General features: G+C 43.4%; 8 protein-coding genes. 6 read left to right on the top strand and 2 right to left on the bottom strand.

Annotated elements, in window-relative coordinates; translation table 11 throughout:
* The first annotated feature begins 687 nt into the window (after window positions 1-687).
* From glgP to F824_RS0116145, 6 genes are all read left to right on the top strand, one after another.
* Window positions 688-2,343 (top strand): alpha-glucan family phosphorylase, encoded by a 1,656-nt coding sequence (gene glgP, locus F824_RS0116170; protein WP_026333758.1) that lies wholly within the window; start codon window positions 688-690, stop codon window positions 2,341-2,343.
* Between the two features lie 499 nt (window positions 2,344-2,842).
* Window positions 2,843-3,232, top strand: a complete 390-nt coding sequence (locus F824_RS0116165; protein WP_026333757.1) for a response regulator — start codon at window positions 2,843-2,845, stop codon at window positions 3,230-3,232.
* A gap of 234 nt (window positions 3,233-3,466) precedes the next feature.
* Entirely contained in the window at window positions 3,467-4,864 is a 1,398-nt protein-coding gene (locus F824_RS0116160; RefSeq protein ID WP_019598966.1) for an oxygenase MpaB family protein, read from the top strand.
* An 11-nt stretch (window positions 4,865-4,875) separates the two neighbouring features.
* Complete coding sequence (locus F824_RS26050) at window positions 4,876-5,727, top strand: SAM-dependent methyltransferase (RefSeq protein ID WP_019598965.1); 852 nt, start codon at window positions 4,876-4,878, stop codon at window positions 5,725-5,727.
* A gap of 2 nt (window positions 5,728-5,729) precedes the next feature.
* The gene (locus tag F824_RS0116150) at window positions 5,730-11,105 is read left to right on the top strand and encodes an ATP-binding sensor histidine kinase (RefSeq protein ID WP_019598964.1); all 5,376 of its coding nucleotides are present in this window, start codon (window positions 5,730-5,732) and stop codon (window positions 11,103-11,105) included.
* Between the two features lie 742 nt (window positions 11,106-11,847).
* Complete coding sequence (locus F824_RS0116145; RefSeq protein WP_236613278.1) at window positions 11,848-12,528, top strand: REP-associated tyrosine transposase; 681 nt, start codon at window positions 11,848-11,850, stop codon at window positions 12,526-12,528.
* Between the two features lie 797 nt (window positions 12,529-13,325).
* On the opposite strand, the gene F824_RS26045 is transcribed toward F824_RS0116145, so the two are convergent.
* The gene (locus tag F824_RS26045; protein ID WP_019598962.1) at window positions 13,326-13,781 is read right to left on the bottom strand and encodes a CHY zinc finger protein; all 456 of its coding nucleotides are present in this window, start codon (window positions 13,779-13,781) and stop codon (window positions 13,326-13,328) included.
* A gap of 546 nt (window positions 13,782-14,327) precedes the next feature.
* Window positions 14,328-15,254 (bottom strand): nucleoside hydrolase, encoded by a 927-nt coding sequence (locus tag F824_RS0116130; RefSeq protein WP_019598960.1) that lies wholly within the window; start codon window positions 15,252-15,254, stop codon window positions 14,328-14,330.
* Window positions 15,255-15,328 lie beyond the last annotated feature (74 nt).

Genomic DNA, 15,328 nt, shown 5'->3' with positions numbered 1-15,328 from the left:
TCTAATGCATTAGCAATATTTAGTAGATTTTCTAAAGTTGGTTTTCTAGCATTAGTACACTAGTTTGATATAGTAGAATCGTGGTTCTCTAGTTTCTCGGCTAATCATTTGTTTTTTTCCTTTGGCTTTTGCGAGTGTGACTTTAATTCTATTTATTTCCACTTTATCCAAAAAAATTGTGTTTTCCGCAAATCTATTAACTTATTGTTAAAAATATTTATCTTTCATAAGATATTTTTATTCGTGTGAGCGTAGGGAAAGTTTTCTTTATTTTGTTTTTGTGATACATGAGCAAAATGAAATTTGCTTGACCATGCGTTGAACTTTTTTTCATTTTGCTTCCATCATTTTCCTTCCCTCAACACACTACAAAGCACCCCATTGAGGTATTCTTTCTACAAGATAGGGGAAACATGGTCTATAAAACTAATCTATTTGGTGAAAAATCCAGTTTGTCCAATGGCATATTCTGGATTTAATTTATTTTGAGGCACTCCTCTTCTCCTAATTCATTTCATTTGAGCGACTATTGGCTTTGGTGAGCGTGCCTCCGGCTGCTTCCAGGGCTTGTCCTTTGGGACTTTTTCATAGGGATGGAAAAAATTAAAGGATCATCATCCTTTTTATTAAATAATGGGGACTTTTTTGAGCATTTGTTCTACCTTTTCGCTCTCAAAACTTGTAACCATGACCGACTTTAGAAACTACAAAGTTCCTTATGAACCTGCGGCTGAATATTCAAAATCAGTGGCATATTTCTCGATGGAATTTGCGATCCATCAACCTCTCAAAATCTACAGTGGAGGCTTGGGCTTCCTTTCCGGTTCCCATCTGCGAAGTGCCTATGAACTCAAGCAAAACTTAATTGGCATCGGGATTCTTTGGAAGTATGGCTATTATGATCAAGGCCGTAATCAGGACCAAACCCTGAAAGCCGAGTGGTATGAAAAAACGTACAGCTTTTTGGTGGATACCGGAATCAAGTTTACCGTACCTGTGCACAATCAGCCTGTGTGGGTAAAAGCATGGTATCTTCCTCCAACGACTTTCAATAGTGCGCCACTCTTCCTTTTGAGTACGGATCTTCCTGAAAATGACTATCTCAGCCAGACCATCACGCACCGCTTGTATGATGCGGATACCGCTGCCAAAATCGCCCAGATGATGATCCTAGGAATAGGAGGTGCCAAACTGATTGATGAGTTGAACTTTAACCCAGAGGTCTATCACCTCAATGAAGCCCATGGATTGAGCAGTGTTTTCTACCTGATGAAGAAATTTGGGAGCAAAGAAGAAGTACAGAAACGGCTCGTGTTCACTACCCACACTCCTGAAGAAGCAGGGAATGAGAAGCATGACTTCACACTTTGTGATAAAATGAGCTACTTCTATGGACATTCCATAGATGAGGTACAATCGCTGACCGGCATAGGAGGCGATCAATTCAACCACAGTTTGGCTGCTTTGCGGTTTGCAAGAAAAGCCAATGGCGTGAGCAAGCTTCATGGAGAGGTCAGCCGGATCATGTGGGGACACTATCACAACATCCCCAAAATCCAATCGATCACCAATGCGCAAAACTGGAATTATTGGGCGGACAAGCAGCTTTTCCAATTTGCGGAAGCAGCAGACCCACTCGGATTTGACGATCGCAAGCGCTATCTGAAAAAGCGGGCTTTTGAGATTGTGGCAGATCAAACCGGAAAGCTATTTGATCCAGACGTATTGACAATTGTTTGGGCAAGGAGGTTTGCGGCCTACAAAAGACCAGATCTGATTGCTCGGGACATGAGAAGATTCGATGCCTTGATGCGGAATGCAGATCGGCCGATCCAGATCATTTGGGCTGGAAAACCCTATCCAATGGACTACGGTGCGGTAGGTGTATTCAATCACCTGGTTCATTTGAGTAAAAACTACAAAAATGTCGCCGTATGCGTGGATTATGAACTGACGCTCAGCAAACGACTGAAGCAAGCCTCAGACATCTGGTTGAACAATCCGCGAGTACCCCGCGAGGCTTCCGGTACCAGCGGAATGTCTGCTTCAATGAATGGTTCAGTCAACTTCAGTACCTACGATGGGTGGATTTGTGAGTTTGCCAAACATGGTGAGAATTGTTTCATCATCCCACAAGTGGACTACAAAAATCTCGGTATCCAAGATCAGGATCAGGAGGATTTGGACCACATGTATGATATCCTTGAAAACCAGATCATCCCAACGTACTATGAAAACAAGTCAAAATGGAGAGCGATGGTCCAAGAAGGCATGCGCGACGTGCGTTTTGATTTTGAAAGCAACCGGATGGCAAAAGAATATTACGAGTTGATGTACCTATAAATCAGACAAAATCTCGAATTTCCAGAAAGCCCGGCCAGTCCGGGCTTTTTTTATTTTTACCCGGAATAGGCAATCCATATCGTAATAAGGCTTGAATCGGCCAGAAAATCAGAATATTGAAGTAAAAGGAAGCGTACCGATATGGTGAAGTCAAAGACTGAATGCAAAGCCTGCTTATTAAGAAATTCCGTCGGGAATGGGATTGGCAATGTGTAAAATGGGTTTAATGGGGATTTGCCAATAATTTTTACCCTAAAAATTGCTTTATATACTTAAATAAGTGAACTTAAATACCTAATTGGCAGGTCGTACACAAATGTTCAGCTACCTATAAGATAGCGCAAATAAAAGGGGGAAATAAGAAGCCTTTGAGCATCTCAAAAAATAGAAGTTGGATGCTGGGTTGAGTTCCTCAAATTCCTTAATCCTGGATTTTTGAGATCGATTTATGGAACATTGGACGCAACCGGACCAAAACACTGATTCAAAAAACAGCAGCATGAAATTCTTAATCGTTGACGATGAAAGGGATGTGGAAATGTTATTTCGGCAAAAACTCCGAAAGGAAATCCGCAGTGGTTCCATTGAGCTGGAATTCGCCTTTTCGGCAATGGAAGCATTGGAAATGCTGGACAGCAAAAAACCTCCGGAAGTCATGTACATTTTTTCGGATATCAATATGCCAGGAATGTCTGGGCTCGAACTTTTGGATATCGTCAAATCCCGGTATCCCCAAATCAAGGTGAGCATGATCTCGGCCTATGGCGACAGCGATAATTACAACCGGGCGATCAAGTCCGGAGCCAAACAGTTTTTTACCAAACCCATCGATTTTGATAGCCTGAAATCAGAATTGAATGCCGTGATAAGTTCAAATCTAGATGCTTGATTCCCCATGAGAGATACAATGGACCGATTCCTACCTGAAAATTCCAAAGAGAAAGAGACCACTGTCGATCACCCAAGCCTATTTCGAAAATAGGCTTTTCATTTTGGAATGTTGGTTTTAAACAGGGTTAAATGGTACTTGAAAATGAAAAAGAATGGGGTTTAAATACCTCATGGATATACTTCGAATGCATTGATGGCCTTAAATGAATCTGATATTTAAATAGGAAAGGAAATGGAAAACAACTCTACGGAATTTGAATGGAATGGAATTGATTTGGAATCCTTGCGGAAGGTGATGGACCAACCTGCAGACGATGCGGTACAGGCGGTTTTTGAATCCCATTCGATGAATCATTTGCGGGAAATATTGATCCAAATGGCAGAAAATGACAGTGCCATTTCCAGTGCGTATCCCCAGCCCATGCAGGATCTTGTCAAGAGCGAGTTAACGCTTGCTTTTACCCCTCATGACATCAAGATGTTTGAACAGACGCATCATATCTGGAAAAAACACGGGATGAATTTCATCTTCATTCTGTTTTTCAGGGCCTTGCCCTATACCTACATGGCCGAAAAACCCGCCAATGTTCTCAAGATGACAAAATTGCTCACGGAGCATCCAGAACGCCGGATTTTTGAAACCGCCCAATTCGTTTTTGACGTGATGGACAAGGATTGGTGGAAACCCCACAAGCGGGGGATTTTGACCGCGCTGAAAATCAGGATCATGCATGCGGCCATGCGGCATGCCCTCCTGAATAGCAGAGATGGAGAGAAATGGAATCCTGTCTGGGGCAATCCGATCAGCCAGGAAGATCTCATTGCCACCAACCAGGTTTTTTCTCTTGAATTTTTTAAGGGAATGGCCATGATGGGGGAGGAGTTGACCCAGGAAGAACAGGAGGCCTGGTTCCACACCTGGAAAACCATCGGTAAAATAATGGGTGTTCAGGAGGATCTAATCACCGAAAATGTAGCGGATGCATGGGACTTGCAGCACAAAGTGTACGGCCATTTGTTCAAGGATGAAACCGTGGCGGGGATTCTCCTAACCGAAGCCTTGGTCAAGACCCTGCATCATTTTCATTTTCCTACCCCGCTGATCCTACTCATGATGAGAAAACTTTTGGCTGACGAACAATTCTCGGATTGTTTTGAAAGGATGTTAGGACCGACCTACCGTAGGGATTATCCGGAGATTTTCGCAAAACCCGAAACACATGAGGAAAGAGCGCAGCATGAGGAAGTTTTGAGGGGACATTTTCACAAGCACTTAGGGGCGTATTATTCTACCATCAAAGAAAAAAGGGATGGCATCCTAAAAGACAAACCCGATGCAAAACCAAAATTGGGATTTATCCAAAAACTCATCCTTTGGATCAAGGGATTGTTTGGAAGTTCACCCGACAAAAAACACCTGATCGATCACCACATTGATTTTTTGCACACTATTCTTCATCATAAGACCACAGGAAAACCAGTGGAAAAACTCGAAGAGGATATGATTTTGGAATCCATGAAAAAATTCGGGGGTATTATGGTGGGGATATTGTCGCTTCATTTTAGAAAAGGAAAGCAATCCGGGTTCAGGATTCCGGAAAACCTGAAGGAAATTTGGTCTTTAACTTGAAAATAAGATAAATGGATAGGGAATACAGAAAATCAATTGTAAATTATTACGATGCTACCCAGTTGGATTACAGGATTTTATGGTTTGGGAAAAAAAACAGATCCGTCCATTTCGGTTATTATGACCAAGAAGTAAAAACGCACGATGAAGCCCTCCTAAACCTAAACAAAGTCTTGGCGCAGAAAGGAGGAGTCCGGGATGGAGACATCATTCTGGATGCAGGTTGCGGTCAAGGTGGAAGTTCGGTTTGGTTGGCCGAAAACTATGATGTCCAGGTTTCTGGGATCACGCTGGTACCCCATCAGGTAAAAAAGGCAAAGAAGAACGCCTTGAAAAACGGAGTCGCTCACCGGGTGACGTTTTCCGAACAAGACTATACCCTCACCGATTTTGAAGATGAATCGTTTTCCGTGATTTGGGCTTGCGAAAGCATGTGCCATGCAAGCGAAAAGGTGAATTTCTACAAAGAGGCGTTTCGCTTGTTGAAGCCCGGTGGTCGATTGGTTTGCGCGGATTATTTCAGGACCGAAAGACCATTGGCCCCTGAGGGAGAGAAACTGCTGCATGCATGGCTCAATGGCTGGTCGATCCACGACATCGACACCATTCAGGAACATCAAAGCCATGCCCAGGAATGTGGATTTGTGGAATTCAAGGCAGAAGACGTCACCCAATTCACCAAGCCCTCGCTCAGGCATTTGCATTCGATGTCGAGCAAGCTTTGGAAATTCGGGACATTCCTCAAAAAAATCGGCCTTCGCAACAACATCAACCATGGGAACCATTACAGCTCGATCAAACAGTACGAAGCCCTTGAAAACAACCTTTGGTTCTATGGAATTCTCTCTTTAAAGAAAAGTTAATCATGAATCCGTCAGCGCAAAACAGCCTCTACAAAGATTATTTGGTCATTAAATCACTTGTGAAAAATGAACTGAATGAGATTATTCTGGCCAATCGCATTGCTGACGACAGGAAGGTGATTATTAAAAAATCCGATTCATCCAAAACGGATTTTTTGAGGATTTCACAACTCGGGCACGAATACCATATCTTGAAAGGGCTCAGCCATAAAGGCTTGCCTTTGGTTTTTGATTTTTTGTATGATGGCAAATCCGCCGCTCTCGTCCAGGAGTATGTAGAGGGGATGGATCTCAGAAACGTGATTTTCAAGAATAAATTGACCTACAATGAAGTCTTGGATTTTGCCATCCAACTCGCGGACATCCTTCATTATTTGCACCTGCAAGGCGTCATCCACAAGGACATCAATCCTGGAAATGTCATGGTAAGCCGAGACGGAAGTCTGAAATTGCTCGATTTTGGGATTTCTTCCAATCTTCATTCGGAGAAAAAGGAGATCCTAAACATCGATAGGATAGAGGGAACCCTCAATTATATTTCGCCCGAACAAACGGGAAGGACAGCATATTCGGTGACCCATAGCTCGGATTTTTATTCCATGGGGATCTTGCTATACGAATTGCTGGCGGGCAAAACGCCATTCGATTCGATCGATCCGCTTGAGGTCATTCATTTTCACCTGTCCAGAAAACCGCTTCCCTTGGCTTCGGCTTTACCGGATTTGCCCAAGGGTTTTGATCAGGTGGTGGCGAAATTATTGGAGAAGAATCCTGACGAACGCTACCAAAGTGCTGCCGGTCTCAAGGCCGATTTGCAAATCTTGAAAAAGCACTACAATTCCAAAGAACCCCTCATCGACTTCAAGGCGGGAGCTGCCGACATCTCCGAACAATACCAACAAAGCCAGAAATTGTATGGGAGGGAGAATGAAATCAAGGAATTGTTGGGCCACTACGACCGCTTGCAGCAGGTGAAATCGATGCTGGTCTTGGTGGCGGGGTATTCCGGTGTGGGGAAATCCGCGCTGATCCGGTACATCAAGTTTCCGATTATCCAAAACCGAGGGACATTTATCAGTGGGAAATTCGATCAGTTCAATAAGGAAATCCCATATTCAGCCTTTATCGAGGCGATCAGAGAATTTATCCAAAACCTCCTTGCAGAGCCTGAAGAGAAAATCCGGGAGTGGAAACAAAGGATATCTCAGGTGCTGGGGGAGAATGCCGCACTGATCATCGAGGTCATTCCCCAGCTAGCCAGGATCATCGACAAGCAGCCACCAGTTGTGAAGCTCCAGCCGGCGGAGCAGGAATCGAGGTTCAACATGGTGCTGCTGGATTTTATCTATATCTTCAGTACAGCCGAAAGTCCATTGGTCATCTTTCTCGACGATCTTCAGTGGGCCGATTTGCCTTCCCTAAACTTGGTCAAAAGAATTATGGAAAATCCGCGCAGGGACAGTATTCTGATCATGGGTTCCTATCGAGACAATGAGGTCGAGCAGGGCCATCCGCTCCTCATTACCCTCAATCAAATTTCAGCAGCCAATGGTTTTGTGAAATCCATTTACCTACGACCTTTGAACCTGGAAACTACCATCCAGATTGCAGCAGATTCCTTTGGGATGAAAAAAGATCAGGCCGAGGAATTGGGTCAGCAGGTTTTCACCAAGACCAAGGGAAATCCTTTTTTTATCCACAGCTTTTTGAAATCCCTTTTTGACAAAAAATTGGTGAAAAAGGACCCTGAAAAAAACTGGGTTTGGGACCAAATGGAGATCAACAATCTTGGATATACGGACAATGTGATTGACCTGATGACTGAAGGTTTGGCCGAACTCCCCACTTTCACCCGAGAGGTGTTGCAATATGCCGCCGTGTTGGGAAATACCTTCAATTTTTCGGATCTCTCCAATATGATCGGCAAGTCCGAAGTCAAGGTCTTTGCCGACTTGAAGCCAGCCATTAAGGGTGGTTTCATCAATTCTACGGACACGAATTACCGGGCACTCGCCTTGAAATCCCTGCAAGTCGAGAATGAAATCGAAAACAATCTTGAAGACAAAAACTTTCAATTCAAATTCACCCATGATAAAGTTCAGCAGGCCGCCTACAACCTGATTTCTGCCTCCGAGCGAATCTTCCTACATCTCAAAATCGGCCGCCTGCTCCTGCAAAGCCGCGACCGTACCCAATTGAATGATGATATTTTTGAGGTGATGAATCACTTTGTTTTGAGTGCGCACCTCATTGAATCCAGGGACGAAAAGCTGAAAATTGCGGAACTCTGCTGGATTGCCGGGAAAAAAGCCAAAGATTCCACCTCCTATAACCTGGCGGTCAATTTTTTGAGCCTGGCCAAAAACCTGCTTGGCAGCGACGCTTGGTCAGAAAACCATGCATTGACTTACAATGTGTGGATTGAATTGGGAGAATGTGAATACCTGAACAACAATCCGGATCAAGCAGAGGTATACTTCAGGGAGATTTTGAGAAAATCAAAGACCAACTTCGAAAAGCTAAAGGTCTATTACATCCACTCTTCCCTCTATCTCAAAATCGGGAATACTTCCGAATCCCTGCGCCTTGGCTTGGAAGCTGCAAAATTGTACAACATCCATTTTCCAAAAAACAAAAAAGCGATCCAAATCCAAGCCATGGTGACGATGGCGAAGTATCTCTTTCTGTTTTCCACCAAATACAAAAATCCCGAAAGCCTTTTTCACCTCAAGGAATGTACGGATGAAGAAATCATAGCACTCAACAAATTCCTGATCGACCTGGCCACCAGTGCCTATCAGCAGGATCAAAATTTGATGATGCTCGTGATTTTCAAGATTATCAAATATTACATCAAGATGGGCTTCACGGATGCCAGCGGTTGGGGGTTTTCGGGGTTTTCAGTGGTCGTCCTTTCTGCCCTGAAAATGCAAAAAAAAGGATTCAATCTCTGGGACATCACCATAAAATTGCATCACCGGACCAAGTCTCCGCTTATCAAGTGGCGCCTGAATTATACCGTTCTCTGTTTTCACAATCACTGGCGAAGACCGATTCGGGAAGGCCACAATTCCATCCTGGAAACCATCAAGGCTTGTGTGCTGAATGGAGACCAGATATTCACCAGCTACACCATCGCCTTGTACACCAGGTCCATGGTGGCCGCAGGTGAAAACCTGAAGGAGATTTTGGACAAATCCGAAGACCATAAGAACCTCATCAAACATGTCAAAGGTGGTTTGGATTTTTTCGAATGCTTCTACCAGTTTGCCAAGGCGATGAATGGGCAGACTTACGCCGACAGTTGGGATGATGACTCCTTTTCCGGTGCAGAAACCTTGAATCGGCTGCAGAATGAGGGGAACAAAACCAAACTCTCCTTCTTTCACTCCGCCCATTGTACCTTGCTGTATTGTCAGGGGAAATACCGGGAAGCCCTTGCCGAAAGCCAGGTGGTGGCTGAATATGCAGACAATTTTCTGGGGGATTTGCAGGAGTTTTCACATGCTTTTTATACGGCCCTTTCCATCGCTGCTTGTTACGAGGAGTTGGATGAGGTGGAGCAAAAACAGCAATTGAAGGTTTTCAAAAAATACCTGAAAGACATGAAGCACTGGGAAACCGGTTGTCCAGAAAATTTCGGTCAGCATGCCCAATTGCTCGAGGCAGAAGGGTATGCAATGGCCAATCAATTTGGGAAAGCACAGCTATCCTACGAGCGATCTATACAAATGGCAGCCCAAAATAAGTTTACCCATGTGGAGGCCATTGCCAATGAAAGGGCGGCAATACTTGCTGCAAAAAACCAAATGGGCAAACAAAGCAGGAACTATATGGAGGAAGCCTGGGATGTCTATGCACGATGGGGCGCCCACGCAAAATGCTTGCAATTGGAAGTCTCCTATCCTGAATTGTTGAAATCAAGATCACTTCCTGAGGAATTAGAAGGGAGGGCGATCGGTTTCCAGACGACTGGCAGTTCCAGCAAAACAGCACTGGATCTTGCCTCTGTCTTGAAAGCTTCGCAAAGCATTGCCAGCCAGGTGAAATACGAAGATTTGCTCAAGAAACTGATGCACATCACCATTGAAAATGCCGGAGCGGAAAGAGGGTGTTTGTTAAGGATCAAGGGAAATCAACTCTGTGTTGAAGCCATCGGGATTTCCGGTTCGGAGCGGATCGATATTTTACCTTCGGTGCCCCTATCCGAATTGAAGACCCTTCCTGAATCCATCCTGAACTATTGCTGGCGAACGGAAGATAATATTGTCGTGGACGATGCCTTGCGCGAGCCACGCTTTGGTTCGGATGCTTATGTTCAGGAAAACAAGCTATCGTCGGTGATGTGTCTTCCGATTTTTGCCGTAGGCAAAATGATCGGGATGCTTTATTTTGAAAATACCCTGATCAAAGGCGTTTTCAACAAAAACAGGATCGAGATTTTAAAGATGCTGCTGGGGCAAATCGGCATTTCCATCGAAAATGCGATTCTTTACGGAAACCTGGAAGAGAAAGTCCTCGAACGGACCAAGGAGATCGAGAAAGCCTATGCAGACCTGAAATCTGCCCAATCCAAACTTATCCAATCCGAAAAAATGGCATCCCTCGGTGAACTCACTGCAGGCATCGCCCATGAAATCCAAAATCCACTGAACTTTGTCAACAATTTCAGTGAGGTAAGCGCCGAGTTGGCGGAGGAAATGAATGAAGAGATAGACAAAGGCAAATGGGCGGAAGCCAAGGAAATTGCCAATGACCTGATCCAAAACCTGAAGAAAATCAACCACCATGGCAATCGTGCCGGAGCCATCGTCAGGGGAATGCTGGAACACAGCCGCACCCGAACCGGAGAAAAGGTGCTGACGGACATCAATGCCCTTGCGGATGAATACCTGCGATTGGCTTACCATGGTCTTCTGGCCAAGGACAAGTCGGTCCAGTTAAACTTTCAGACTGATTTTGATCCGAGTTTGCCAAAAATAAAAGTTGTGCCGCAGGATTTTGGAAGGCTGTTGTTGAACATCATCAACAATGCTTTTTACGCCTGCGGTCAAAAAAGCCCCACAGAGATTGCGGTTGGGGAAAGTTTGACTCTGCCTGCTACGGAGGCTTCCAAGCCGATGGTCACCGTGAGCACCAAGAACCTTGGGCAGAGCATTCGGATTGCGATCTCAGACAATGGACCCGGCATTCCCGAGGACATCAAGGACAAGATCTTCCAACCCTTTTTCACCACCAAACCCACCGGCCAAGGTACCGGTTTGGGATTGTCCCTGAGCTACGACATCGTGAAAGCCCAGGGAGGAGATTTGAAGGTCGAATCAACGGTTGGGAAGGGGAGTACATTTATCATTGATTTGTCGGTTACGGGAGGATAATCCAATTGATTTAAGCTTTCCATAGCGAAGCGACCGATATTTGGGTTGTAGTAGAAACTACACCGTGCTAGGCGTAGTTTTTACTACGCCTTCCTATTTATCGAATTTGCAATTCGAGTAGCAAGAACGCTCAATTGAAACCGGTATTCGTTTTAGTTTTTACCATTAGAAATGGCTTATTGCGAAAAGCTTTCCATTGGGAAATCACCAATATTTGGGTGTAGTGGAAACTACACCCAGTGCGCTAGGCGTAGTTTCCACTACGCCTTTCTATCCTTCGAATTTGCAATTCGAGTCGTAAGAACGTTCAATTGAATCCGGTATTCGTTTTAGTTTTTGCCATTAGAAATGGCTTATTGCGAAAAGCTTTCCATTGGGAAATCACCAATATTTGGGTGTAGTAGAAACTACACCCAGCGAGAGTGCTAAGCGTAGTGTCTGGCACTAGGCGTAGTTTCGACTACGCCTTCCTATCCTTCGAATTTGCAATTCGAGTCGTAAGACCGTTCAATTTAATCCGGTATTCGTTTTTGCCTTTGCCATTGAAAATGGCTTATTGCGAAAAGCTTTCCATTGGGAAATTACCAATATTTGGGTGTAGTCGAAACTACACCCAGCGGCGTCGCTAGGCGTAGTATTCCACTACGCTTTCCTATCCTTCGAATTTGTAATTCGAGTAGCAAGACCGTTCAATTGAATCCGGTATTCGTTTTAGTTTTTGCCATTAGAAATGGCTTGTTACGTGAAGCTTTCCATTGGAAAATCACCAATATTTGGGTGTAGTAGAAAATACACCCTGTACGCTAGGCGTGGTATTCCACTACGCCTTCCTATTTTTGGAATTTGTAATTCGAGTATTTTTTACGTAATTAAAGTTATGGGGGAAGCGTATCAAATCCGTGATCAGGAAACGCCTTATTTTTTAACCTTTCAAGTTGTGGGTTGGGCGGATGTTTTTTCAAGAAAATGTTATCGAGACATTATACTTGAAAGCCTGAATTATTGTAGAAAGGAAAAGGGAATGTACCTATTTGGTTACGTTATTATGACCAATCATTTACATCTTATCATTCAACAAAAAAATGGGGATTTGTCTGGTCTAGTCAGGGATTTCAAGAAATTTACAAGTAAGAGTTTATTGAAAGCTGTAAAAGAAAATCCTCAGGAAAGTCGAAAGGAATGGTTGGAAATGATTTTTGGCTACCATGCCAAATTCAACAAAAGAAGTGGATTAAAGCAATTTTGGACACATGAAAATCATGCTGTTGAATTGTACAGGGCTGAGGTGTTGGAAAGTCGATTAAAATATATCCATGAAAACCCCGTCCGTGCCGGTTGGGTCGAATCCCCAGAAGATTATCTTTATTCAAGTGCCCGGAATTATTCGGGCTTATCAGGATTGATCGAAATTGATTTCTATTGATTTGTGACCTGTTTTATTCATCAATATGAACAAGGCTAAGCTTATTGTCCACTACGCCTTCCCGATTTCCTATTCTTCGGATTTATAATTCGAGTAGCAAGATCGTTCAGTTGAATCCGGTATTCGTTTTAGTTTTTGCCATTGAAAATGGCTTATTGCGTCAAGCATTCCATTGGTAAATCACCAATATTTGGGTGTAGTCGAAACTACACCCAGTGCGCTAGGCGTAGTTTCCACTACGCCTTTCTATCCTTCGAATTTGCAATTCGAGTAGCAAGAACGTTCAATTTAATCCGGTATTCATTTTTGCCTTAGCCATTGGAAATGGCTAATTGCGTGAAGCTTTCCATTGGTAAATCACCAATATTTGGGATTAGTCGAAACTACACCCTGCGGCGTCGCTAGGTGTAGTTTCTACTACTCCTTCCTATTTATCGAATTTGTAATTCGAGTCGCAAGAACGTTCAATTGAATCCGGTATTCGTTTTAGTTTTTGCCATTAGAAATGGCTTGTTACGTGAAGCTTTCCATTGGTAAATCACCAATATTTGGGATTAGTCGAAACTACACCCAGTACGCTAGGTGTAGTTTCGACTACACCTTCGTTTCCTTCGAATTTGTAATTCGGTTCGCAAGAACATTCGGTTGAAGCTGGCGTTCGTTTTTGCCTTTGCCATTAGAAATGGCCTATTGCGTGAAGCTTTCCATCGTGAAGCCACCAATATTTGGGTGTAGTCGAAACTACACCCAGTACTGAAAAAGGAAATATTTGGGTGTAGTAAAAACACCCAGCCGGGTTAATCTCCAGTTGGCGGCTTGGTTTTGATTTCCTTGGTCTCAAAATACAAGTGGTAATGGTTGCTACAGCCAGGATTGAAACTGGCTGTGCAATGTGGGCAGGTGTTGTCTGAGGTCATATAATCCTTGATACTCATCTCCTTGCCGCAAGCGCCACAGAGGATGGCTTTTTCGTCAAATTCCGATTGTGGCCATACTTCATGTTCGTGATCCGCCTCTTCTTCGTGGCAGGAAAAACACGGGTAATATTTATCACAACATTTGAATTTGATCGCAATGATATCCAATTGTGAATGCCAATGTACACAGCGGGTTTGGTTGTCTATGGATTTTCCAAAGACATTGACCCCACCAATTTTAATGAATTTGAAGGGGGTGTCCATCTTTTCTTGGGCATAAGTTTGGCCCCAAAAAATCAGGGTCAGCAAGAAGGTGAGCAGTAGTCTTTGTTTCATTGTTTTCAAGTTTTTGGAAGCATGTACTAAAGTTCCTGCTTCTTTTACTTATTCTGATTAACCCTTCAAAAGTAATTCATAATTTTCCAGTGGACAATACCCCTAACGGTGGAGTGTTGTTCATTCCTCCGAAAGCGACTATGTTGTGATATGGAATCGATTGAAAAGATGTCAGGGCTATGCCCCTTTGAATCCTCCGAAATTGTTTGATTCTACTAAGATATGGGTTACGCCCCTTTTCGGGATCTTGAATTTCGATTGGGATGACAGTGAATATCAAAAGTTGCTTTAGCCTTTTCATTACCAACCTATATCGCATCCCATTTTTACTCATATTGAATTTTTAAAATTCGAGGAGGAGGAATCTTCAGTTGAAGTAATGATTCGTTCTTTCCAGAGCCATTTCAAATGGTTTTTTGCGTGAAGGTTTCTTAGGTGAAACCGCAAATATTTAGATGTAGTAGAAACTTCAACCAGTGGGGAAAAGAATCGCTGAGAATTTTTGAGGAATGGCCTAAATTTTACGAGAATTAATTTAAATGCTTCCTATTTCCTTTTCAGCACCTCCCAAAAATCATTCTCCATGGCCTCTTTATCAATTTTTGAGTAGATTTTAACCGTAAAGGTTTTGTTTTCAGGGGGGGAATTCACCATTAGGATCTCTGAATGTTGGGGCAGCAAATAAGCCTGCACCAAAGCCAAATCCCACATCACCCTGGTTTTATCCTGCGGATTTTGTTCACGCCAGCGGTCAGCGAGTATTTTTTCGATCGGAACAGCATCGTCAGTCTTTTCATAGGAGACATCCCTGTCAAATTGTAAGGGACGGGAGGTTTCTAAGGGCATAATAATCAAATCCAGATCTTTTAAATCCAATAAATAATCAAAAGCATTTAAATCATTTCTGATATTAAATTCATTTTTGCTCCACGCTCTGGTGGTTTGGTTGTAATTTGCTCCCAGGCAATAAACACGGATTTTTGGCAGAATATCAGGTGATAAAAGAATGGCAGAGGCAACATTTGTCAATGCGCCCAAGAGCAAGATGTCCAATTTTTCACCCTCAGGCAACGATTTGACAGATTCAATGATTCCCCTGGCTGCTGGAGAGTCCCTAGGTTCCTGGCCTCCCCATGCCCTGCCGATTTGTCTGTCAGCTCCAATGGGATGGGGGATATTTGTCAATCCCATGGTCTGAAGAATCAATTCATTCAGCCTTTGACTTTCTTTTACCGAATTGAATCCTTTGGTATCATAGGCGTTCCATTTTTCAAAAACCAATAGATCAGGATTGTTGAAATGCGCTGAACTTAAACCGACCACCTCAACATCAGGTGTTTTCAGCAATCTTACAATTGCATAAAGGTCATCCATCTCGTTTCCAGTGTCCGAATCAAGCCAAACTTTCTGTTTTTGGGAAAAAGAGGGAAGTGAAATGAAAAAGGCAATAATAAAGGTAATGAAGGTTTTCATGCAAATTTTGAATTAAATAAAAGGAAGGTAAATATAGTTTTTTCAGCTGGTACTCAAGGTTGTATCCCTTGCCT

This window comes from Rhodonellum psychrophilum GCM71 = DSM 17998 (assembly GCF_000381545.1).
GTDB classification, from domain to species: Bacteria; Bacteroidota; Bacteroidia; order Cytophagales; family Cyclobacteriaceae; genus Rhodonellum; species Rhodonellum psychrophilum.
This window is presented reverse-complemented; position numbering and strand designations above follow the sequence as displayed.

What these genes read in the sequence shown, in the direction of transcription:
- glgP (WP_026333758.1), top strand. Translation starts at nt 688, where the DNA reads ATGACCGACTTTAGAAACTACAAAGTTCCTTATGAACCTGCGGCTGAA.
- F824_RS0116165 (WP_026333757.1), top strand. Translation starts at nt 2,843, where the DNA reads ATGAAATTCTTAATCGTTGACGATGAAAGGGATGTGGAAATGTTATTT.
- F824_RS0116160 (WP_019598966.1), top strand. Translation starts at nt 3,467, where the DNA reads ATGGAAAACAACTCTACGGAATTTGAATGGAATGGAATTGATTTGGAA.
- F824_RS26050 (WP_019598965.1), top strand. Translation starts at nt 4,876, where the DNA reads ATGGATAGGGAATACAGAAAATCAATTGTAAATTATTACGATGCTACC.
- F824_RS0116150 (WP_019598964.1), top strand. Translation starts at nt 5,730, where the DNA reads ATGAATCCGTCAGCGCAAAACAGCCTCTACAAAGATTATTTGGTCATT.
- F824_RS26045 (WP_019598962.1), bottom strand. Translation starts at nt 13,781, where the DNA reads ATGAAACAAAGACTACTGCTCACCTTCTTGCTGACCCTGATTTTTTGG.
- F824_RS0116130 (WP_019598960.1), bottom strand. Translation starts at nt 15,254, where the DNA reads ATGAAAACCTTCATTACCTTTATTATTGCCTTTTTCATTTCACTTCCC.